This is a genomic window from Pseudomonas sp. UYEF17, assembly GCF_040546125.1.
GTDB lineage: Bacteria > Pseudomonadota > Gammaproteobacteria > Pseudomonadales > Pseudomonadaceae > Aquipseudomonas > Aquipseudomonas putida_Z.
Genome location: NZ_JBEPNE010000017.1, coordinates 108,948 through 129,366, shown reverse-complemented (window position 1 = coordinate 129,366; position 20,419 = coordinate 108,948). Strand labels below are relative to the sequence as shown.

The 20,419-nt window shown below is 63.2% G+C and carries 20 protein-coding genes; 5 read left to right on the top strand and 15 right to left on the bottom strand.

Annotated features, from left to right (window positions below; all coding sequences use genetic code 11):
* Positions 1–307: 307 nt before the first annotated feature.
* The 9 genes from msrQ to mrcB form a co-directional block, all read right to left on the bottom strand.
* Positions 308–904, bottom strand: coding sequence for a protein-methionine-sulfoxide reductase heme-binding subunit MsrQ (gene msrQ, locus ABIB24_RS21750; RefSeq protein WP_274078637.1), 597 nt, complete (start codon positions 902–904; stop codon positions 308–310).
* Complete coding sequence (msrP, locus tag ABIB24_RS21745; RefSeq protein ID WP_274078636.1) at positions 904–1,917, bottom strand: protein-methionine-sulfoxide reductase catalytic subunit MsrP; 1,014 nt, start codon at positions 1,915–1,917, stop codon at positions 904–906. Before msrP ends, msrQ begins: the two co-directional genes overlap by 1 nt.
* A gap of 79 nt (positions 1,918–1,996) precedes the next feature.
* Positions 1,997–2,848, bottom strand: a complete 852-nt coding sequence (gene pssA / locus ABIB24_RS21740; protein ID WP_003250045.1) for a CDP-diacylglycerol--serine O-phosphatidyltransferase — start codon at positions 2,846–2,848, stop codon at positions 1,997–1,999.
* Positions 2,849–2,998: 150 nt separating this feature from the next.
* A complete protein-coding gene (gene ilvC / locus ABIB24_RS21735; RefSeq protein WP_013974255.1) occupies positions 2,999–4,015 on the bottom strand; it encodes a ketol-acid reductoisomerase in 1,017 nt (338 codons plus the stop codon).
* A gap of 55 nt (positions 4,016–4,070) precedes the next feature.
* The gene (gene ilvN, locus ABIB24_RS21730) at positions 4,071–4,562 is read right to left on the bottom strand and encodes an acetolactate synthase small subunit (protein ID WP_003250040.1); all 492 of its coding nucleotides are present in this window, start codon (positions 4,560–4,562) and stop codon (positions 4,071–4,073) included.
* A 1-nt stretch (position 4,563) separates the two neighbouring features.
* A complete protein-coding gene (locus tag ABIB24_RS21725) occupies positions 4,564–6,288 on the bottom strand; it encodes an acetolactate synthase 3 large subunit (protein ID WP_015271834.1) in 1,725 nt (574 codons plus the stop codon).
* A 408-nt stretch (positions 6,289–6,696) separates the two neighbouring features.
* Positions 6,697–7,029, bottom strand: coding sequence for a YqcC family protein (locus ABIB24_RS21720; protein ID WP_025340674.1), 333 nt, complete (start codon positions 7,027–7,029; stop codon positions 6,697–6,699).
* Positions 7,029–7,847, bottom strand: coding sequence for a tetratricopeptide repeat protein (locus ABIB24_RS21715; protein ID WP_038408278.1), 819 nt, complete (start codon positions 7,845–7,847; stop codon positions 7,029–7,031). The genes ABIB24_RS21720 and ABIB24_RS21715 overlap by 1 nt, the downstream gene beginning before the upstream one ends.
* A 15-nt stretch (positions 7,848–7,862) precedes the next feature.
* The gene (gene mrcB, locus ABIB24_RS21710; RefSeq protein ID WP_085591736.1) at positions 7,863–10,184 is read right to left on the bottom strand and encodes a penicillin-binding protein 1B; all 2,322 of its coding nucleotides are present in this window, start codon (positions 10,182–10,184) and stop codon (positions 7,863–7,865) included.
* A 116-nt stretch (positions 10,185–10,300) separates the two neighbouring features.
* On the opposite strand from mrcB, the gene ABIB24_RS21705 reads away from it, so the two are divergent.
* Together ABIB24_RS21705 and ABIB24_RS21700 are read left to right on the top strand one after the other, a co-directional pair.
* Positions 10,301–11,863 carry a bifunctional aminoglycoside phosphotransferase/ATP-binding protein gene (locus tag ABIB24_RS21705; protein WP_354317189.1) on the top strand — a complete coding sequence of 521 codons (1,563 nt, stop codon included), beginning with the start codon at positions 10,301–10,303 and terminating at the stop codon, positions 11,861–11,863.
* A gap of 240 nt (positions 11,864–12,103) precedes the next feature.
* Positions 12,104–12,382: a TfoX/Sxy family protein gene (locus tag ABIB24_RS21700; RefSeq protein WP_013974260.1), complete on the top strand. Its 279-nt coding sequence runs from the start codon at positions 12,104–12,106 to the stop codon at positions 12,380–12,382.
* A 179-nt stretch (positions 12,383–12,561) separates the two neighbouring features.
* On the opposite strand, the gene ABIB24_RS21695 is transcribed toward ABIB24_RS21700, so the two are convergent.
* The 4 genes from ABIB24_RS21695 to ABIB24_RS21680 all read right to left on the bottom strand — a co-directional run bounded on the left by ABIB24_RS21695 (position 12,562) and on the right by ABIB24_RS21680 (position 16,332).
* The gene (locus ABIB24_RS21695; protein ID WP_354317186.1) at positions 12,562–13,443 is read right to left on the bottom strand and encodes a ChaN family lipoprotein; all 882 of its coding nucleotides are present in this window, start codon (positions 13,441–13,443) and stop codon (positions 12,562–12,564) included.
* A 203-nt stretch (positions 13,444–13,646) separates the two neighbouring features.
* Positions 13,647–14,414, bottom strand: coding sequence for a heme ABC transporter ATP-binding protein (locus tag ABIB24_RS21690; RefSeq protein ID WP_354317184.1), 768 nt, complete (start codon positions 14,412–14,414; stop codon positions 13,647–13,649).
* Positions 14,414–15,397: a FecCD family ABC transporter permease gene (locus tag ABIB24_RS21685; RefSeq protein WP_286918123.1), complete on the bottom strand. Its 984-nt coding sequence runs from the start codon at positions 15,395–15,397 to the stop codon at positions 14,414–14,416. Before ABIB24_RS21685 ends, ABIB24_RS21690 begins: the two co-directional genes overlap by 1 nt.
* Positions 15,398–15,447: 50 nt before the next feature.
* Entirely contained in the window at positions 15,448–16,332 is an 885-nt protein-coding gene (locus ABIB24_RS21680) for a heme/hemin ABC transporter substrate-binding protein (protein WP_354317182.1), read from the bottom strand.
* A 148-nt stretch (positions 16,333–16,480) separates the two neighbouring features.
* Between ABIB24_RS21680 and ABIB24_RS21675 the strand changes: the two genes are divergently transcribed.
* Positions 16,481–16,798 carry a Rieske (2Fe-2S) protein gene (locus ABIB24_RS21675; RefSeq protein ID WP_025340682.1) on the top strand — a complete coding sequence of 106 codons (318 nt, stop codon included), beginning with the start codon at positions 16,481–16,483 and terminating at the stop codon, positions 16,796–16,798.
* Here the strand turns inward: ABIB24_RS21675 and sfsA are convergent.
* Positions 16,788–17,501 carry a DNA/RNA nuclease SfsA gene (gene sfsA, locus ABIB24_RS21670; protein WP_354317180.1) on the bottom strand — a complete coding sequence of 238 codons (714 nt, stop codon included), beginning with the start codon at positions 17,499–17,501 and terminating at the stop codon, positions 16,788–16,790. The two genes, ABIB24_RS21675 and sfsA, sit on opposite strands and share 11 nt — an antisense overlap.
* Complete coding sequence (locus tag ABIB24_RS21665; protein ID WP_354317178.1) at positions 17,501–18,673, bottom strand: pyridoxal phosphate-dependent aminotransferase; 1,173 nt, start codon at positions 18,671–18,673, stop codon at positions 17,501–17,503. The genes sfsA and ABIB24_RS21665 overlap by 1 nt, the downstream gene beginning before the upstream one ends.
* 210 nt (positions 18,674–18,883) lie before the next feature.
* Here ABIB24_RS21665 and dksA point away from each other — a divergent pair, with 210 nt between their 5' ends.
* Positions 18,884–19,327, top strand: coding sequence for an RNA polymerase-binding protein DksA (gene dksA, locus ABIB24_RS21660; RefSeq protein WP_046613112.1), 444 nt, complete (start codon positions 18,884–18,886; stop codon positions 19,325–19,327).
* A gap of 64 nt (positions 19,328–19,391) precedes the next feature.
* On the top strand, positions 19,392–20,279 hold the full coding sequence (gene gluQRS, locus ABIB24_RS21655) for a tRNA glutamyl-Q(34) synthetase GluQRS (RefSeq protein WP_354317176.1): 888 nt from the start codon (positions 19,392–19,394) through the stop codon (positions 20,277–20,279).
* The last annotated feature ends 140 nt before the right edge of the window (positions 20,280–20,419 follow it).

Genomic DNA, 20,419 nt, shown 5'->3' with positions numbered 1-20,419 from the left:
CTTCGCAGCACAAGGCTGCTCCTACATCTGTTTCGGGCCAATTATTCCTGCGCCATTGGCGCGCGCACCCTGGGTGCATGGCAGGAGATTGATGAAGAGCAGCAGGCGCAACCTTCGATATTGAATGGAACAGACAAGGCGGTCGCGCGCGCCAGGCACAGGAGAGACTGGCCCGAAACAGATGTAGGAGCAGCCTTGTGCTGCGAAGCGCCGCGCGGGCGGCGCTCGATCTCACAGGCGCCAGAAAACTCAAGGCAGGCACATTTCAAAGGCAATGCCATCTCAAGACAGGCCCTTGCCCCCTACCCTATCTCCGGCCAATCCTGGGCAGCACCCGCGCAACAGCAGGAACCCGCAACACCATCAACACAGCCCCGATAACCGCATAAATCGCCCACTCCCGCAGATCCGAACGCACGATCCAAAGAAAATGCAGCAAACCCAACCCAAGTATCACGTACACCAACCGGTGCAGCTTCTTCCAACGCGCACCCAACCGCCGCTGGCTATACCGATTCGAGGTAACCGCCAGGGCCAGCAGCCCAAGAAACCCAAACGCACCCACAATAATGTAGGGCCGCTTGCGCAACTCAACCGCCAGCTGCCCCCAGTCCAGCCCAAGGATAAAGAACAGGTAAGCCAGGATGTGCAGCACGATATAGGCAAACACCCACAACCCCAGTTGCCGGCGCACCACGATCCAGCCCGACCATCCCGTCAGCTTCTGCAGCGGCGTCATACCCAAGGTAACCAGCAGGAAGGTCAGCGCCCCGAGCCCAAGCCGGTCCATCATGATCTTTCCAGGGTCAGGCCCTAGCAGATTCATCGCCGCCTCATACAACCACCAGACCGGGAACAGGCACCCCACGATGAAGATGGCCAGACGAAACCAGGGGTAACGCATCAATAGTTCTTCCGCAGATCAAGCCCGGTATACAGCGACGCCACTTCATCGGCATAGCCATTGAACATCTGGGTTTCCCGCACATTGGGACTGAACAGACCGCTGGGCAGCCGCCGCTCACGCGCCTGGCTCCAACGGGGGTGGTCGACCGTCGGGTTCACATTGGCATAGAACCCATACTCATCCGGCGCCAGCCCTTCCCAGGTGGTGCCCGGTTGCTCGGCCACCAGGCTGATACGCACGATCGACTTGATGCTCTTGAAGCCATACTTCCACGGCACCACCAGCCGCAACGGCGCGCCATTCTGGTTGGGCAGCTCCCGGCCATACATGCCGACCGCCAGGATCGCCAAAGGATGCATCGCCTCATCCAGACGCAAGCCTTCTCTATAAGGCCAGTCGATCAAGGCGAACCCCGAACGCTGCCCCGACATGTGCTCCGGGTCTTTCAGGGTTTCGAAGCGCACATAGCGCGCCTTGGACGTCGGCTCGACCTGCTTGAGCACCTGCGCCAGCGGGAAGCCCAGCCACGGAATGACCATCGACCACGCCTCGACGCAACGCAGCCGGTAGATGCGCTCCTCAAGCTGGTACGGCTTGACGAAGTCTTCCAGTGCATAGCGCCCGGGCTTACCCACTTCGCCATCGACCACAACGCTCCACGGTTCGGTTTTCAGGCTGTCGCCATTGGCCGCCGGGTCACCCTTGTCGGGCCCGAACTCGTAGAAGTTGTTGTAGTGAGTGGCATCCTTGAACGGCGTGATTGCCTCACCCTTGACCGTTACTGCCTGCCATCGAGTGGCCGCGAGCTTTTCACTGAACCAGCCAGGCGCCCTGCCCGCCTCGACATCGGCGTAACGGCTGGCTTCAACTGCGCGCGCCATGCTCGGCAAGGCACCCAAGGCCAGGCCGGCCAACGAGCCACCCAGCAGGGTACGACGGGAGAGGTAGATGCCTTCGGGGGTGATCTCCGACGCCTTGCACTCGGAAGACCTGGGAAGCTTGATGAGCATGAGCGGCTCCACAGCACTGGATAACGGATGTACCAGTAAGACTATGGAGCCGGCGGGTTATTCCTGCATTAAATGATTGTCACGCTTTACGACGGCGTGCCTTGAGCAGGAACTGGATCGGCCCCGAAGCCGCATAGGCGAGGAAGATCAGCAGCAAGATACGCGGCGGGTCACTGAACACCACGGCAAACACCAGCACCACGGCCAGGATAGCCACGAACGGTACACGGCCCTTGAGGTCCAGCTCCTTGAAGCTGTTGTACTTGATGTTGCTGACCATCAGCATGCCGGCAGCAGCCACCAGCAGCGCCACCAGGAACGACAGCTTGGAGCCCTGGATGCCGTAGTCGCTGAACGCCCACACGGTACCCGCGACCACGCCCGCGGCAGCCGGGCTGGCCAGGCCGATGAAGTAGCGTTTGTCGGCGGTGCCGACCTGGGTATTGAAGCGCGCCAGGCGCAGTGCTGCACCAGCCACATAGATGAAGGCGACCATCCAGCCGACCTTGCCCATGTCGCCCAGCGCCCAGCCAAAGGCCAGCAAGGCCGGAGCCACACCGAAGGCGACCATGTCCGACAGCGAGTCGTACTCGGCACCAAAGGCGCTCTGGGTGTTGGTCATGCGCGCGACACGGCCATCGAGGCCGTCGAGCACCATGGCCACGAAGATGGCGATGGCAGCGAAGGCAAAGTACTTGCTCGCCTCGCGCGGGTCACCGGCGCTCAGGGCGCTCTGCGCGCTCATCGAGCTGATGATGGAATAGAAACCGGCAAACAGGTTGGCGGTGGTAAACAGGTTGGGCAGCAGGTAGATGCCACGATGGCGCACCTTGCGCCCTTCGGCGTCATGCCCTTCTTCAACGTGCTCATCGACAGGTAGCAGGCTTTCGGCGTCGGAGGGCTTGTTCGGCTCTTCGGGACGTTCGCTCATGGAGGGTACCTTGCAACAGGATGGAAAATGTTCGACACGGGCCTGCAAAACAGGTTCTGACGGCAGGCCACTGGTCTGCTTTATACCAGAAGCTGACTGTCAGAACGAAAAAACGCGGCCGAAGCCGCGTTTTTCATCTTTCGATAAGACTTAGTTCTTGGTCTTGTCGACGATTTTGTTAGCCGAGATCCACGGCATCATCGAGCGCAGTTGCTCGCCGATGATTTCGATGCCGTGAGCGGCGTTGTTGCGGCGCTTGGCGGTCATCGATGGGTAGTTGGTAGCACCTTCGGAGATGAACATCTTCGCGTACTCGCCGTCCTGGATGCGCTTCAGGGCGTTGCGCATGGCCTTGCGGGATTCTTCGTTGATGACTTCCGGACCGGTTACGTACTCACCGTACTCGGCGTTGTTGGAGATCGAGTAGTTCATGTTGGCGATGCCGCCTTCGTACATGAGGTCAACGATCAGCTTCAGTTCGTGCAGGCACTCGAAGTAGGCCATTTCCGGCGCGTAGCCAGCTTCGACCAGGGTTTCGAAACCGGCCTTGACCAGCTCTACGGTACCGCCGCACAGAACAGCCTGCTCACCGAACAGGTCGGTTTCGGTCTCGTCCTTGAAGGTGGTTTCGATGATGCCGGTACGGCCGCCGCCTACGCCCGAAGCGTACGACAGGGCAACATTCTTGGCGTTGCCGGAGGCGTCCTGGTAGATGGCGATCAGGTCAGGGATACCGCCGCCCTTGACGAACTCGGAGCGAACGGTGTGGCCCGGGGCCTTCGGCGCGATCATGATCACGTCGAGGTCGGCACGTGGAACAACCTGGTTGTAGTGGATCGAGAAGCCATGGGAGAAGGCCAGGGTAGCGCCCTTCTTGATGTTCGGCTCGATTTCCTGCTTGTACAGTTGGCCCTGGAACTCGTCCGGGGTCAGGATCATGACCAGGTCGGCAGCAGCGACGGCAGAGGCAACGTCGGTCACTTTCAGGCCATGGGCTTCTGCCTTGGCAACGGTGGCCGAACCTTTACGCAGACCGATGGTGACATCTACACCGGAGTCCTTCAGGTTGCACGCCTGAGCGTGGCCCTGGGAACCGTAACCGATGATGGCGACTTTCTTACCCTGGATGATGGAAAGGTCGCAGTCTTTATCGTAGAAAACTTTCATGAAAATACCCCTGGTTATATCTCGGCCCCTGCGGAGCCATCGCTAATTTTTGAATTTAGATGCTGAGCACTTTGTCGCCACGGGCAATGCCGGTAACGCCGCTGCGCACGGTTTCGAGAATCGATGCAGTGCCGATCGCCTGGATGAAGCTGTCCAGTTTGTCGCTGGTGCCGCTCAGCTGCACGGTGTACACGCTGGCGGTCACATCGACGATCTGGCCACGGAAGATATCCGTGGTGCGCTTGATCTCGGCGCGCTGGGCACCGGTGGCCTTGACCTTGACCAGCATCAGTTCACGCTCGATGTGAGCGCTTTCCGACAGGTCGACGAGCTTGACCACTTCGACCAGCTTGTTCAGGTTCTTGGTGATCTGTTCGATCACTTCGTCATGGCCAACGGTGGTCAGCGTCAGACGCGACAGGGTCGGGTCTTCGGTCGGCGCCACGGTCAGGCTTTCAATGTTGTAGTTACGCTGGGAGAACAGGCCGACCACGCGGGACAACGCACCTGGTTCGTTTTCCAGCAGCAGGGAGATGATGTGCCGCATATCAGGTACGCTCCGTCTTGCTCAGCCACATGTCACGCATCGAGCCATCCTTGATCTGCATCGGATAGACGTGCTCACTGCGGTCAACTGCGATGTCGATGAACACCAGGCGGTCCTTCATCGCAAACGCTTCTTCCAGCTTCGGCTTGAGGTCCTTCAGGCTGGTGATGCGGATACCCACATGGCCATAGGCCTCGGCCAGCTTGATGAAGTCAGGCAGCGACTCGACGTACGAGTGCGAGTGACGACCGTTGTAGGCCATGTCCTGCCACTGGCGGACCATGCCCAACACACCGTTGTTCAGGTTGACGATCTTCACCGGCAGGCCGTACTGCATGCAGGTGGACAGCTCCTGGATGTTCATCTGGATGCTGCCTTCGCCGGTCACGCAGGCCACGTCCTGGTCCGGGAAGTTGAGCTTGACGCCCATCGCAGCCGGGAAGCCGAAGCCCATGGTGCCCAGGCCACCGGAGTTGATCCAGCGGTTCGGCTTGTTGAAGCGGTAGTACTGCGCCGCGAACATCTGGTGCTGGCCCACGTCTGAGGTGACGAAGGCATCGCCATTGGTCACTTCGCACAGGGTCTCGATGACTTTCTGCGGTTTGATGACATTGCCGTCACCCTTGTCGTAAGGGAACAGCTCGCCATTGCCACGCCATTCGTCGATCTGCTTCCACCAGGCATCCAGCGCCGCCTTGTCAGGCTGCTCGCCAATTTCCTTGAGGATGCCGAGCATTTCGCTGAGCACGCTGTCGACCGGGCCGACGATCGGCACGTCGGCCTTGATCATCTTGGAGATCGACGCCGGATCGATGTCGATATGGATGATCTTGGCGTTCGGGCAGAACTTGGCCGGGCCGTTGACCACGCGGTCGTCAAAACGGGCACCGACGGCGAAGATGACGTCGGCATGGTGCATGGCCATGTTGGCAGTGAAGCTGCCGTGCATGCCGAGCATGCCGAGGAACTGACGGTCGGTACCCGGGAAGCCACCCAGACCCATCAGGGTATTGGTGACCGGCAGGTTCAGCGACTTGGCGATTTCGGTCAGGGCTTCGGAGCCACCACCGAGGATCACGCCGCCACCGGAGTAGACGATCGGGCGCTTGGCCGCCAGCAGCATCTCGGCAGCCTTGCGGATCTGGCCGGAGTGGCCGCGTACCGCCGGGCTGTAGGAGCGCAGCTTGACCTTTTTCGGGTAGACGTATTCGAACTTCTCGGCCGGGTTGGTCATATCTTTTGGAATGTCGACCACGACCGGACCTGGGCGACCGGATTGCGCCAGGTAGAATGCTTTTTTCAGAACTTCGGGGATTTCGCTGGCATGTTTGATCATGAAGCTGTGCTTCACGATCGGCCGCGAAATACCGATCATGTCGGTTTCCTGGAAGGCATCGGTACCCACCATGGTGCTAGGCACCTGGCCGGACAGGATGACCATCGGAATCGAGTCCATGTAGGCGGTGGCAATACCGGTAATGGCATTGGTCGCGCCCGGGCCGGAGGTTACCAGCACCACGCCGGCCTTGCCGGTGGCGCGGGCGTAACCGTCCGCCATATGGGTAGCTGCCTGCTCATGACGAACCAGGATGTGCTCGACTTCCGGTTCCTTGAACAGCGCGTCGTAAACATGCAGGAGAGCACCACCAGGGTACCCGTAGATGTGCTTAACGCCTTCGTCACGCAAAAAGCGGACGACCATCTCAGCGCCAGATAAAAGCTCCACGTTGTTCACCTCTAAAACGCCAGAATACCGTCCTCACTGGACGGGTCTTAATAGGTTTACTGCCAAGCAGAGCATGAGCGAACGTCAGCACTGACTGAGCAAGTATTGGGAGCGCCCCAGAGTGTTGCGGGGTTTTCCCACCCAGCGCGAGGTAACGCGTTGCGGGGTGTAACAGGTCGGCGCGGGTGTGCGCCTCATGATCTGCTTAGCGGGTCTGCTTCTGGCAGTCCCTCTACAGCGGAGATTGGATTCTTCTGATTCGGCGCCAACAAGTCAAGAAAAATTATTGCCAATTTTTCCCCAAGATGAATTCCTGCCACCACTAAAAATCGCTTCAGCAGCAGAATAAATAAGATTTCCACAAAAAAGGGCCACAATCTGCGGCCCTTGAAGGAAAAACTGAAGAAATCAGGCGGAAGGAGCAATCAATTGGTCAAATGCTGCCAACAGGCGGCGTAGCTCACGACTTTGCTCTGGCCGGTCGGTAAACACGGTTTCGGCCATGACCAGGATGCCGGAGGCGTTGGGCAACGGGTGGCCCAGCTCGATGATGATCTTCATGCGCGGCAGGAAGATCCATTGCAGCCACTGCTCGAAACTGAGGGTATCGACAGCGAAAGGCACCGTACTGGCCAGTGCCTCGTCGCTTGGCGGCTCGTCATCCCACCAGCCTTGCACCTGCAGCTCACGCTCGATCAGCAGCAGGTGGTCGGCAATATCCAGAATGCGCTGTTCGATCATCACGAATTGACCCGTGCCTTCTGCCGGGCCAGTGCGGCGCCGGCGTTATCACCCTGCTTCTCGCGGGCCTGGGCGATGGTGTTCCACAGCTCGGCCTGCAGGCTCGGGCGGCCATTGGCGTAAGTCAGGGCACGACGCGCCAGTTGCTCGGCCTGCGGTGCATCACCTTGCGACAGGCGCACCTGGGCCAGGCGGTACAGCACCTGCGGCTCGCGCGGGGCAATGCGCTGGGCACGCTCCAGGCTCGAGGCGGCACCGTTGAAGTCGCCACTGCCCTGCTGGGTCTTCGCGGTGGTCAGCAGCGCCAGCACCGGGCCGTCCAGCTGCTCGTCGGCCGACAGGCCACCTGCAGCGGCACTGCTACGCGGGATACCGGTTGGCGCGCTGGTGGTTTGCGGGGCACTGTTCATCGCCGCGATGTCGAAGGGTTCGTCGGCGATCGGGTTGGGGTTGGTGGTCATCGGTGCAGAAGTGACCGGCCCTGTGGTAATCGGGCCCGGGGTGATTGGCCCCGGGGTAATCGGCGAGGTGCTGATCGGCGCCGCGCCATTGGCCGCCGGGAACGTCTGGATGCCCGAAGCGCCAGCGCCCTGCGGGATCATCACGGTGACGCCGGAGTCTTCAGGCAGCGTTTGCGCCTGCGCGGTGCCCGCGTTGTAGCCACCCGCAGAGCGGTTGGCCGTCACGCGTTCGCTGTTGGACACGCGGGTGCTCGAGTCGACCACCGGAATATTGCCGCGCGGGACGCTGGCGCACCCCTGGAGCACAGCCAGCGCCGTCACGGCAGGAAACAGCCACTTGTTCACGTCACACCTCATCAATGCAGCCTGTGCTTAATTCATCCAGCCCTTGACCCAGTCCATGACCGATTCAACTGGATCCTGCTCGCCGCCACAGGTCGCGCCGGCGGGCGGTTCACTGCCGCGAATATACGGCATCTGCACCGCTCCCGGACAGCTGCCATCAGACCCATGGCCACTGTACGGGTCGATCCAGGCCTGCACCACGTTGTCCGGTTGCGGCATGTCCAGCGGCAGCGGGTCGGCCTTCTTCATGAAGCTGGTCCACACCTGCAGGGCACCTGTGGCACCGGTAAATGGCGTCTTGCCGTTATCGTCACGGCCCATCCATACCACGGCCAGCAGGTCCTGGCTGAAACCGGAGAACCAGCTGTCGCGCGAATCGTTACTGGTACCGGTCTTGCCCGCCAGGGTGAGATTGCGCGGCAAAGTGTTGTACACCGAGCGGCCGGTGCCTTCGCGCATCACCCGCTGCATGGCGTTCTGCACCAGGTAGATGGCCCCCGGGTCGAAGGTTTGCTGGATCTGGAACGGGTAGCGCTTGAGCGGCTCGCCCTCGGCGGTGAGCACGCTGCGGATACCGCGCATCGGGGTGTTGAAGCCGCCGTTGGCGATGGTCTGGTACATGGTCGCGACCTGCATCGGCGACATGCCGCCGGCACCCAGCAGCATGGCCGGGAAGGCTGGCCAGTCGACATTCACACCCAGCCTGCCAATGGTCTTGATCACGTTGGGCACGCCCACATCCAGGCCGATCTTGGCAGTCGACAGGTTGTAGGAGTTGGCCAGCCCCTGGTACAGGTAGATGGTGCCATGCGGGCGGCGGTCGTAGTTTTGCGGGCGCCAGACCTGGCCGTCGGCACCTTTGACCGAGAACGGCTCGTCCTGAACCAGGCTGGTCAGGGTGTACCTGGTCGGTTGCTCCAGCGCGGTCAGGTAAACCGCCGGCTTGACCAGCGAGCCGATCGGCCGCACGGCATCGATGGCGCGGTTGAAGCCGGCGAAACCGGCCTGACGGCTGCCGATCAGCGCCTGCACTTCACCGGTTTCCGGGTTGGTCACGACCATCGCTGACTCCACCTCGTCCGCCCCCTTGCGGCCTGCCAGGCGCTTGAAGGTCTCGCTCATCGAGGTTTCGGCCTTCATCTGCAGGATCGGGTCGAAGCTGGTGAAGATGCGCAGGCCTTCTTCGGTCAAGTCTTCATCGCGGTAGTCCTGGCGCAGCTGGCGCTTGACCAGGTCGAGGAATGCCGGGAACGAGCTGTCGGCCAGGCTGCCGCGCTTGGTCACGCCCAGCGGCATCTTCTTCGCTGCATCGACTTCGGCCTGGCTGGCCACGCCCTGCTCGGCCACCAGGTCGAGCACCAGGTTGCGGCGGGCCAGGGCGCGGTCCGGATAGCGACGCGGGTTGTAGTAGGACGGCCCCTTGACCATGCCCACCAGCAAGGCGATCTGGTGCAGTTTCAGCTCCGACAGCGGTTGGCTGAAGAAGAACTGGCTGGCGAGGCCGAAGCCGTGCACCGCACGCTGGCCATCCTGGCCGACGAACACCTCGTTGAGGTAGGCCTCGAGGATCTCGCGCTTGTCGTAGTGCAGCTCCAGCAGTACGGCCATCATCGCCTCGGTCAGCTTGCGGCTGAGGCTGCGCTCGCTGGTGAGGTAGAAATTCTTCACCAGCTGCTGGGTCAGGGTACTGCCACCCTGGCGCATGGAACCTGCCGAGGTGTTGACCCACATGGCCCGGGCGATGGACTTGGGCGACACCCCGAAGTGGCTGTAGAAATCGCGGTCTTCCGTCGCCACCAGGGTTTCGAGCAGGTACGGCGGTACCTGGTCGATCTTGATCAGGATGCGGTCTTCGAGGTTTTTCGGGTATATGCCACCGATCATCAGCGGCTCCAGGCGCACTACGTCGAGCGTCTTGCCGTTGGCGCCGGAAAGGCCCGCCACGTAATCGCCGGAGAAGCGCACACGCACGAACTGCGCCGGCTCCATGCCCTCGTAAAACTGGAAGCCGCGGGTATTGAGCTCGACGGTGTTGCCGTTGACTGCCGCCGCGCCCGGGCCGTTGGCCGCGCTTTCACGCCGGTAGCCGAGCGCGTCCAGCTCGGTGAGGAAGTCGTTCTTGCTCAGCTTCTGGCCGGAGAACAGCTCCAGCGGCCGGGCATACACCTTGGCCGGGATGGTCCAGCGCTTGCCGGAAAACTTTTCCTGGACGACAGCATCGAGGTAAACCGCGAAGCCGGCAACGATCACCAGGCCGACCAGGCTGAGCTTCAAAGCCCAGCCCAGCCAGGCGCGGGAGCGGCCGGTCGGGCGTTTCTGAGGGGTACGGGGATTTCGGGTTCGGGTCATGGCGGCGGATTATACGCACTTTATAAAGGCTGGGCAGACGCCCCCGGCGGTAGGCAGGGACGGCACCATTGACCATAATGGCGCATTCGAATTCCCTGCCCCCGGAAGGATTTCCCGTGAGCCAAGCCCTTATCACTGCGTTGCAGAACCCCGCCCTGTACCCTCACCCCGTGGATGGGTTCCAGCTCATCGAGACGCATATCTCCTGGGTCCTGCTCACTGGCGAGTATGCCTACAAGATCAAGAAGCCGATGAACTTCGGCTTCCTCGACTTCACCGGCCTGGACCAGCGCCAGCATTTCTGTAACGAAGAATTGCGCCTGAACCAGCGCCTGACCGACGGCCTGTACCTGGAAGTGTTGCCGATCACCGGTAGCGTCGACGCGCCGCAGATCGGTGGTGAAGGCGAAGCCATCGAGTACGTGCTGAAGATGCGCCAGTTCCCCCAGGGGCAGATGCTCAACACCCTGCAGGCCAATGGCGAACTGAACGCCGCGCACATCGACCAGATGGCCCGGCAGATCGCCGAGTTCCACCTGCAGGCCCCACGCGTTCCGGTGGAGCACCCGCTCGGCACGCCGGACAGCGTGATGGCGCCGGTGGAACAGAACTTCGAGCAGATTCGCCCGTTCCTCAGCGACAAGGCCGACCTGCAGCAACTCGACGCCCTGCAGGCTTGGGCACGCAGCAGCTTCGAGCGCTTGCATGGCCTGCTGGAAAAGCGCAAGGCCAATGGTTTCATCCGTGAATGCCACGGTGACATCCACCTGGGCAACGCCACCCTGATCGACGGCAAGGTGGTGATCTTCGACTGCATCGAGTTCAACGAACCGTTCCGCCTGACCGACGTGTATGCCGATACCGGCTTCCTGGCCATGGACCTGGAAGACCGCGGCCTGAAATGCCTGGCCCGCCGCTTCATCAGCCAGTACCTGGAACTGACCGGCGACTACGAAGGCCTGGAACTGCTCAACTTCTACAAAGCCTACCGCGCGCTGGTGCGGGCCAAGGTTGCACTGTTCAGCATGCCAGCCGATGCCGATGGCGTGCAGCGCGCCACCACCCTGCGCACCTACCGCAACTATGCCAACCTGGCAGAAAGCTACAGCGCCATCCCGTCGCGCCTGCTGGCCATTACCCACGGTGTTTCGGCAGTGGGCAAAAGCCACGTCGCCATGCGCATGGTCGAAGCCCTGGGTGCGGTCCGCGTGCGTTCGGATGTGGAGCGCAAACGCCTGTTCGGCGAACAGCAGCAGGCTGACGCTGGCCAGCTGAGTACCGGCATCTACGACCAGGACGCCAGTGTCGCGACCTACCAGCGCCTGCACGAGGTGGCGGCGACCGTGCTGCGAGCCGGCTTCCCGGTGGTGCTGGATGCCACCTACCTCAAACGTGATCAGCGCCAGGCCGCAGCGGACATCGCCAGCGAGACGGGCGTGCCGTTCCTGATCCTCGACTGCCATGCACCGGATGCGGTCATCGCCAGCTGGCTGGAGCAGCGCCGGGCAGAAAACACCGACCCGTCAGATGCCACCCTGGAAGTGGTCAAGGCCCAGCAGGCCAGCCGTGAGCCGCTGAGTGCACAAGAGCAGGTGCAAAGCACCCGCGTCGATACCCAGAGTGCCGGGAGCATGGACCAGGTGATCGAGCAGATTCGCCAGCGCTTGCCTGGGCTGTAAGGTCAGCGTTTTCCTGGGCCGGCCTATTCGCGGGTGAACCCGCTCCCACAGGTACTGCGTCAGTCGTGAGGCTTGCAGATAACCTTGTGGGAGCGGGTTTACCCGCGAAGAGGCCGGCACAGGACATCTCGTCGCCCCCTATGGCAAAAGGCCGCGCATTTCCCATCCCCCGCTACACTCCTCTCTGACCTGCTCGCGATTTATCCCCCAATCCCCGTTCAGCCATCGCAAGGAGGCTCGATGAACGATGAATTGCAGCATCTGAAGAACCTTGGCAAGACCTCTGCGCAGTGGCTGCATGCAGCCGGCATCCACAGTGCATCGGATCTGCGCCGCCTGGGCGCGGTGGGTGCGTACCAGGCCGTGAAGACACGGGGGTTCCGCGCATCGAAGGTGCTGTTGTATGCCATTGAAGGCGCCCTGCTGGACATGCACTGGAACGATTTGCCGCTGGAGCGCAAAGAAGCGCTCAACCAACAACTGGATGCGAAAAGCCCCGCGCAAAAAAATCAGAAATAATTTCGGGAAGGGGATTGACGACGAAATGAGAATCGTTATGATTATCACAGCTGGTCGCGAGACTGGTTGGATAAGCTAAGAGCCCCTGGTTCGGACTCTCAGATTATCTCCTCATCAGGCTAATCACGGTTATTGACCCGGCAATTTGCCGGGTCTTTTTTTGCCTCTTTGCAGCCCTATCACCGCAGTTGCGCGCAATAGTCCTGCTCCGGCATCGCTGCCGTGTACCACACAAAATCAGCCTCGCCTGCCTCGACCTGCTCACCGACCTCTGCCAACAGCAGCACCTTGCTCTCCCCCTGCGCTTGCAGGTCAGCCAGGTGCAACGGTACACCCAGGTCCTTGCGCACGTGATAAGCCCCGGCCAGCAGCAGTGCCTGCTGCGGCGCCGCCAGCAAGCGCTCGGCCATGCGCCGGTCGCGCTGCTGCTGCACGGCCAGCATCGCCGGCAACTGGCTTTCTGGCAGCATCCCGCAATGCCCGGCACGCACATGCTCCAGCAAGGCGGCCTTGACCGTCGGCGCATTGGACCTTTCGCCCGGTAACGAAGCTGGCTGTCGATAGGCCTGGCGCATCTCGCCGGGCGAGAGGTTGGCGGCCAGCACAGGCACCCGCTGCTGCAAAGCCTCAGTCACGATTGGCCCGTACAGCTGCCAATCCCAGCCGTCCTGCCATGCCAGGGCCTTGGACAGGTCTGCCGGCAAAGGTTGCCCCGCAAGCTTGTCCAGCAGCGGTTGCTGCTCGGGCTGCAGCATTTCCAGCAGCAGGCTGCCCTGCACACGTTGGCCTTGCAGGGCGCGCAGCAGCCACAGCTGCAGTGCGTGATGGTCGGGGTTGTCGTGCTTCTCGCCGACCAGCACCCGGGGGGCGGCAGACAGGCGCTGCACCAGTTGCTCAGGGCTGATCAGCTGGCCATCGGCGAGATCGACGATATGCCCCAGCTCGGCATGGCTGCGCCCCTCACTGCTCTGCCAGGCGGGCAGCGGTGGCAGGCTGGCCTGGCAGCCACCCAGTACCAGCACCAGGCACAGCGAGAAAGCGGACAGCAGCGGATGTCGCATGGGCAGCACCTCCATGTCATTCAACAATGTATAGGCCTGCACCGGCTCTTGTGGGAGCGGCCTTGTGTCGCGAAAGGGCTGCGGAGCAGCCCCAGCAATTTGTGCATCACCTGCTGAAAATCCGGGGCCGCTTTGCGGCCCTTTCGCGACACAAGGCCGCTCCCACGAAAATCGTGCACGCCTCGGCGTCTTGAATCCCCACATCAACGGGTGATGATCAGCGGATGCCCACGCTCCGGGTGCGCCTGTACCAGTACATCGATCCCGTATACCGCCTTCAACGCCGCCGGCGTCAGCACTGCTTCGGGTGCGGCAAAGGCATGGCAGCGCCCCTGTTCCAGCAGCAGGATACGGTCACAGTAGCGCGCCGCCAGGTTCAGGTCATGCAGGATCACCAGCACCGCGGCGCCACGGTCGGCAAAGCGGCGCACGGCTTCCAGGGTGGTGTGCTGGTGCAGCGGGTCGAGCATCGAGGTTGGCTCGTCGAGCAGCAGCGTGCTACCCGCTTCGCCCGGCCACAGCTGCGCCAGTACCCGAGCCAGGTGCACCCGTTGCCGCTCGCCGCCAGACAACGCCAGGTAACTGCGCTCCACCAGGTGCCAAGCATCCGCCGCCCGCAAGGCCGCTTCGACGATTTCCGCATCGCGCCGCTGCCCGGTGCCATGGGGCATGCGCCCCATGCCCACCACTTCCTCGACCAGGAACGAGAACCCCAGGCTGGACACCTGCGGCAACACCGCCAGGCGCCTGGCCCGTTCCTGCCCGGCCCAGTTGGCCAGCGGCCTGCCCTGTAGCGTCACCCATCCGCGATCGGGCGCCAGCTCACCACACAGTACACCCAGCAGGCTGCTCTTGCCGGCACCGTTGGGGCCGAGCACGCCCACCACCTGCCCCGGGCTCAGCTGCAAATGAATGTCATGCAGCACTTCGTTGCTGCCCCGCCGCAAGTACAGGCCCTCGGCTTGCAACATCAGCTGCGCCCTCGTATCAGCAGGAACAGGAAAAACGGTGCACCGATAAAGGCCGTGACGATGCCGATCGGCAGCTCGGCAGGCGCCAGCAGCAGCCGCGCCGCCAAATCGGCGAACAGCATCAGCACACCGCCCGCCAACAAGGAAGCTGGCAGCACCACACGGTGATCAGGCCCGGCCAGCAAGCGCACCAGGTGCGGTACCACCAGGCCGATAAAACCGATCAACCCGGCAGCCGCCACCGCCGCACCCACGCCCAGCGCCGTGCAGAACACCAGCTCGCGCTTGAGCCGCTCCACATCGATGCCCAGGTGGCGCGCCTCCGACTCACCCAGCAGCATGGCATTCAACGCCTTGGCCCGGCGTGGCAGCCACACTGCCACGCCAGCAGCCACCAGCAGCAACGGCCACAGCCGCTGGTAACTGGCACCATTGAGGCTGCCCAGGTTCCAGAACGTCAGCGTGCGCAGCGTGGCGTCGTCGGCCAGGTAGGAGAACAACCCCACGGCAGCACCACCCAGCGCGGTCATGGCCACACCGGCCAGCAGCATCGTGGCGACGTTGGTCTGGCCATTGCGCCGCCCCAGACGATAGACCAGCGCAGTCACGCCCAGCCCACCGATGAAAGCACACAGCGACAACAAGTAAGGGGCAAGCACATCCGGCATGCCGCCCAGCCAACTGCCGCCAACGATGGCCACCGCCGCGCCCACCGCCGCCCCGGCGGCAACCCCTACCAGCCCGGGGTCGGCCAGTGGGTTACGGAACAGCCCCTGCATGGCCACACCGGACAACGCCAGCACCGCGCCCACCGCCAACCCCAGCAAGGTGCGTGGCAGGCGGATCTGGCCGAGGATCATCTCGGCCTGCTGCAGGCCATCAGCGGCAACGGGCAGCCCCAGCAGGCGCAGGCCGGCACGCAGGGTATCGAACAGCGGCAGGCTGACCGGCCCCAGGGCCAAAGACAACCACACCGCCAGCAGGCACAACAGGCTCAGGCAAACGAACAGCGTGCGTGGCTGGACACGTTGCTTCATTGGGCGAGGCTGGCCTTGGCAGCCGGGTAGAAGGTGGCCGCAAGCAACTGCAGTGTTGCCGGCAGGCGTGGCCCGAGCCCGCCGACCAACAGCGTCGGGTCAAGCGATACCAGGCGTTTCTCGCGCACGGCGCGCGAGGCCGCCAGCGCGGGGTTTTCTTTCAGCAACGCCTGCAAGGCCCGCTCATCGGCCAGCGCCCGGTCGGAAAACACGATCACATCCGGGTCCAGCGCCGCCAGTGCTTCGCTGGAGAAATTCTTGTAGCCCTGATGTTCTGCCAGGTTGCGCCCGCCTGCCTGGCTCAGCAGCCAGTCACCGGCAGTACCCTGCCCGGCGATCAGCGGCTTGGCCCCGGCATGCCCGACCAGCAGTAACACCCCTGGCGCCTTCTGCTCCGCCCGGGCCTGCCTGACCTTGGCCTGCAAGGCATCGAGCTGCTGGTGGTAGCCCGACGCCAAGACCGCGGCCTGCTGCTCTGCGCCCAGCAACTGCCCCAGGTGCTTGAGGTTTTCATCCACCGCCGCCAGTTCGGCCTTGCTGGAGAACAGTTCGACCCGCACGCCAGCCTTGCGGATTTGCGCCAATACCGGTGGCGGCCCCATTTCCTCGGTGCCCACCAGCACATCCGGGCGCAGGCTGAGAATGCCTTCCGCAGACAGCTGCCGCTGGTAGCCGACACTGGGCAGCGACTTCAGCGATGGCGGATGCTGGCTGGTGGTGTCCACCCCCACCAACCGCGCTTCACCACCCAGCGCGCTGATCCATTCGCTCAGTGCACCACCAGCGCTGACCCAACGCTGCGGCAGCTCGGCCGCCGGGGCCTGGGTGGAGAGCACAAGGCTCGCGCACAGGGCGAGCAGGGCGACGGGACGGCGCATCATCGGGTTCCTTCTGCAGGCGGGACGCGCGCCTTGTGGCGGGCGACGGAACTGCGCACCATAAGCAGCCGGGCGCAGCGAATGCGGGCAATTTGATAATTATTCGCATTGAAGCGTCAAGCTACCACTTGTTTCACGAGTCATCCTTGCCATGCACTTCCTTTGTACCTCCCACGGCCTGGCCGAAGGCCAAAGCCGCGCCTTCAGCGTAGACGGCATCGAACTGTTCGGCGTACGCCGCCAGGGCCAGGTGTACCTCTACCGCAACCGTTGCCCGCACCGCAGCATCCCGCTGAACTGGGCGGAAGATGCGTTTCTCGATGACAGCGCCAGCCTGATTCACTGCGCCCATCATGGCGCGCTGTTCCTGATCGAAAGCGGCGAATGCGTGGCCGGGCCATGCGAAGGCGAGCAACTGCAGGCCCTGGGCTGCCACGAGGACAGCCAGGGCATCTGGTTCAAGGGGTAAGCAGCACCGGCAGGCGGCGGTCGATGACGATGCCTTCGGCGTCCAGGCGCGTGCCGTAGGCCAGCACCTCCACCCCGTCCGCCACCGCCGCGCGCAGGGCCTGGGCATAGGCCGCATCGATTTCCTCGGCCGGGCGCACCGCGTCGATACCGGTCAGGTTCACGCAATACAGCTGCACCGCCCGCACGCCCTGCCTGGCCAGCTTCGCCAGCTCGCGCAGGTGTTTGGCACCGCGCTGGGTCACCGCATCAGGGAAGGCCGCGACCCTGCTGTCTGGGTAGCCCAGGGTCACGCTCTTGACCTCGACATAGGCCGGGGCACCGTCGAATTCCAGGCGAAAGTCGATGCGGCTGCTTTCCTCGCCGTAGGCCACTTCACGCTTTAGAGCACTGAAGCCGGCCAGTTCGGCGATGATGCCGGCACGCAGGGCCTCTTCGACCAGCGTATTGGCCCGCCCGGTATTCACACAGGCCAGCCGCCCCTGCGGGGTTTCGCTGATTTCCCAGGTGCCCGGGAGCTTGCGCTTGGGGTCGTTGGAGCGGCTGAACCACACCTGCCCGCCTTCTCGCATGCAGTTGAGCATGGAACCAGTGTTCGGGCAGTGGATGGTCAGCTGTTCGCCGCCGGGCAGTTCGATATCCGCCAGAAAGCGCTTGTAGCGGCGCAGCAGGCGGCCCTGTTCGAGTGGGGGATGAAACTGCATCAGCCTTGCCAGCTCCGCAGGCCGCGGGCAATCCGTTGCACCGCCTCTTCCAGGCGCGGCAGGCTCTGGGTGTAGGCAAAGCGCACATGGTGGCCGGCCAGGTGACGGCCGAAGTCCAGGCCCGGGGTGAAGGCCAGGTGCTCGGTCTCCAGGAAGTGCCGGCAGAAGGCGAACGCGTCACCGCCAAAGGCACTGATGTCGGCATACAGGTAGAACGCCCCCTGCGGCTCGACGGCAATGCGGAAGCCCAGTTCGCGCAGGGCAGGCAACAGGTAGTCGCGGCGGCGGGCGAACTCGGCCCGGCGCTCCTCGAAAATGGCCAGGGTCTCGGTCTGGAAACACGCCAGCGCGGCATGCTGGGCCATGCTGGGCGCACTGATGTACAGGTTTTGTGCCAGCTTCTCCAGGTCGGCCACCGCGCCAGGAGGCGCCACCAGCCAGCCGAGGCGCCAACCGGTCATGCCGAAATACTTGGAAAAACTATTCAGGACGAATGCCGAGTCGTCCACTTCCAGCACGCTGGGTGCGTCCATGCCATAGGTCAGCCCGTGGTAGATCTCGTCCACCACCAGGTGGCCATGCCGTTCGCGGGTGGCGCGAGACAGGCCGGCCAGCTCGTCACGCCCCAGCACGGTGCCGGTCGGGTTGGCCGGCGAGGCGACCAGGGCCCCGACCGTGTCCTTGTCCCAGTAGCGGTCGACAAGGTCGGCAGTCAGCTGGTAATTCACGTCCGGGCCCACCGGCACCAGCTGCGCCCCGCCCTCGACCAGGCGCAGGAAGTGGCGGTTGCACGGGTAGCCTGGGTCGGCCAGCAGCCAGTGCTTGCCTGGGTCTACCAGCAAGCTGCTGGCCAGCAGCAGCGCACCGGAGCCACCCGGGGTGATGAGGATGCGTTCAGGGTCGACACTCAGGCCGTAACGCTGGCCATAGAACCCGGCAATGGCTTCGCGCAGTGCCGGCAGGCCGCGTGCGGCGGTGTAGCGGGTGTGCCCGGCGGCCAATGCTGCCTGGCCGGCGGCAACGATGGGCGCGGCCGTGGTGAAGTCCGGCTCGCCGATTTCCAGGTGGATCACGTCGTGCCCGGCCGCCTGCAGCTCGTTGGCCCGGGCCAGCAGCGCCATGACGTGGAAGGGTTCGATGGCGCGGCTGCGCGCACTGTAGGGGTGGGCCATGACCTTCTCTCAATTGGGTCTAAACTGGAGATTCTACCTCTGCACGCCACCGAACGTGCGGCTCGCGCCGCTGTCAATTACCAGGATCGGGCGGGGTAGCGCACCCCCGATCTATCTGGTAAGTTCGGCGGCTCGCAGTCGCAGGGCCGGCGGGTGCCGGAGATGGAGCAGCCTGCGCATTGGATCAGATGAGTGAGAGGCGGTCTATTCATGTCCACCGTAGAAAAGCAAAAAGCCCAGACCATGTACGGTGTCGAGCCCTACGTAGAAACCAAGGGTGAAGAGTACATGGGCGAGCCCATGAAACAGCACTTCACCAAGCTTCTCGGCGCCTGGAAGCGAGACTTGATGGAAAGTGTCGACCGCACTGTGGATCACATGAAGGACGAAGCAGCCAACTTCCCCGACCCGGCCGACCGTGCCAGCCAGGAAGAAGAATTCGCCCTGGAGCTGCGCAACCGCGATCGCGAACGCAAGCTGATCAAGAAAATCGACAAGACCCTCGAGAAGATCAAGGCCGATGAGTACGGCTGGTGCGAATCGTGCGGCATCGAGATCGGCCTGCGTCGCCTGGAGGCCCGCCCTACCGCCGACCTGTGCTTCGACTGCAAGGAAATCGCCGAGAAAAAGGAAAAGACGGTCGGCAAAGGCTGATCTTTCTTTCCACCTGAACGGGGCGCATCATGCGCCCCGTTTCATTTATATGCCCAGCCTGACCATGACCGAATCAAGCTACATCGGGCGTTTCGCCCCCACCCCCAGCGGCTTCCTGCACTTCGGCTCGCTGGTCGCAGCCCTCGCCTCCTGGCTCGATGCCCGCGCCGTGAACGGCCGCTGGCTGCTGCGCATGGAAGACACCGACCCGCCTCGGGAAATGCCCGGTGCTCGCGATGCGATCCTGCAGACCCTGGAGCGCTACGGCCTGGAGTGGGACGGCGAAGTGGTGTTCCAGAGCCAGCGGCACGATGCCTATGCCGCGGTGGTCGACCGCCTGTTCAACATGGGCCTGGCCTACGCCTGCACCTGCTCGCGCAAGCAGCTGGAGGGTTACAACGGCATCTACCCGGGCCTTTGCCGCAACGCCGGGCATGCTCGGGAAGGCGCGGCGATCCGCCTGCGCGTGCCAGAGTTGATCTACCGCTTTACCGACCGCGTGCAGGGCGAGTTCCAGCAGCACCTGGGGCGTGAAGTGGGCGATTTCGTCATCCAGCGCCGCGACGGGCTGTATGCCTACCAGCTGGCGGTGGTACTGGACGATGCCTGGCAAGGTGTTACCGACATCGTGCGTGGCGCCGACCTGCTCGACAACACCCCGCGCCAACTGTACCTGCAAGAGTTGCTGGGCTTTTCGCAGCCGCGTTACCTGCATATTCCGCTGATCGTGCAGCCGGACGGGCACAAGCTGGGCAAGTCGTACCGCTCGCCGCCGCTGCAGGCGGACCAGGCGACACCGCTGTTGCTGCGGGCGTTGCGGGCGCTGGGGCAGGAAGCAGCCCCCGAGTTGTTGCTGGCAACGCCGGCGGAGGTATTGGCGGTAGCTCGCAAGCAGTGGCGGCCCGAGGCGATTGCGCAGCGGGCCACAGTGCCAGAGGCTGATTTGCGCTGAGGCATTACCGGCCTCTTCGCGGGCACGCCCGCTCCCACAGGAACTACACCACCTTCAAGATTTGTGGTTTACCTGTGGGAGCGGGCGCGCCCGCGAAGAGGCCGGCACAGGCAACCCACCCCTCAAAAACAAAAGCCCAA

Excerpts from the sequence above, each read along its gene's own strand:
- msrQ (WP_274078637.1), bottom strand. The coding sequence starts at position 904 with ATGCGTTACCCCTGGTTTCGTCTGGCCATCTTCATCGTGGGGTGCCTG.
- msrP (WP_274078636.1), bottom strand. The coding sequence starts at position 1,917 with ATGCTCATCAAGCTTCCCAGGTCTTCCGAGTGCAAGGCGTCGGAGATC.
- pssA (WP_003250045.1), bottom strand. The coding sequence starts at position 2,848 with ATGAGCGAACGTCCCGAAGAGCCGAACAAGCCCTCCGACGCCGAAAGC.
- ilvC (WP_013974255.1), bottom strand. The coding sequence starts at position 4,015 with ATGAAAGTTTTCTACGATAAAGACTGCGACCTTTCCATCATCCAGGGT.
- ilvN (WP_003250040.1), bottom strand. The coding sequence starts at position 4,562 with ATGCGGCACATCATCTCCCTGCTGCTGGAAAACGAACCAGGTGCGTTG.
- ABIB24_RS21720 (WP_025340674.1), bottom strand. The coding sequence starts at position 7,029 with ATGATCGAACAGCGCATTCTGGATATTGCCGACCACCTGCTGCTGATC.
- ABIB24_RS21715 (WP_038408278.1), bottom strand. The coding sequence starts at position 7,847 with ATGAGGTGTGACGTGAACAAGTGGCTGTTTCCTGCCGTGACGGCGCTG.
- mrcB (WP_085591736.1), bottom strand. The coding sequence starts at position 10,184 with ATGACCCGAACCCGAAATCCCCGTACCCCTCAGAAACGCCCGACCGGC.
- ABIB24_RS21700 (WP_013974260.1), top strand. The coding sequence starts at position 12,104 with ATGAACGATGAATTGCAGCATCTGAAGAACCTTGGCAAGACCTCTGCG.
- ABIB24_RS21695 (WP_354317186.1), bottom strand. The coding sequence starts at position 13,443 with ATGCGACATCCGCTGCTGTCCGCTTTCTCGCTGTGCCTGGTGCTGGTA.
- ABIB24_RS21690 (WP_354317184.1), bottom strand. The coding sequence starts at position 14,414 with ATGTTGCAAGCCGAGGGCCTGTACTTGCGGCGGGGCAGCAACGAAGTG.
- ABIB24_RS21680 (WP_354317182.1), bottom strand. The coding sequence starts at position 16,332 with ATGATGCGCCGTCCCGTCGCCCTGCTCGCCCTGTGCGCGAGCCTTGTG.
- ABIB24_RS21675 (WP_025340682.1), top strand. The coding sequence starts at position 16,481 with ATGCACTTCCTTTGTACCTCCCACGGCCTGGCCGAAGGCCAAAGCCGC.
- sfsA (WP_354317180.1), bottom strand. The coding sequence starts at position 17,501 with ATGCAGTTTCATCCCCCACTCGAACAGGGCCGCCTGCTGCGCCGCTAC.
- ABIB24_RS21665 (WP_354317178.1), bottom strand. The coding sequence starts at position 18,673 with ATGGCCCACCCCTACAGTGCGCGCAGCCGCGCCATCGAACCCTTCCAC.
- dksA (WP_046613112.1), top strand. The coding sequence starts at position 18,884 with ATGTCCACCGTAGAAAAGCAAAAAGCCCAGACCATGTACGGTGTCGAG.
- gluQRS (WP_354317176.1), top strand. The coding sequence starts at position 19,392 with ATGACCGAATCAAGCTACATCGGGCGTTTCGCCCCCACCCCCAGCGGC.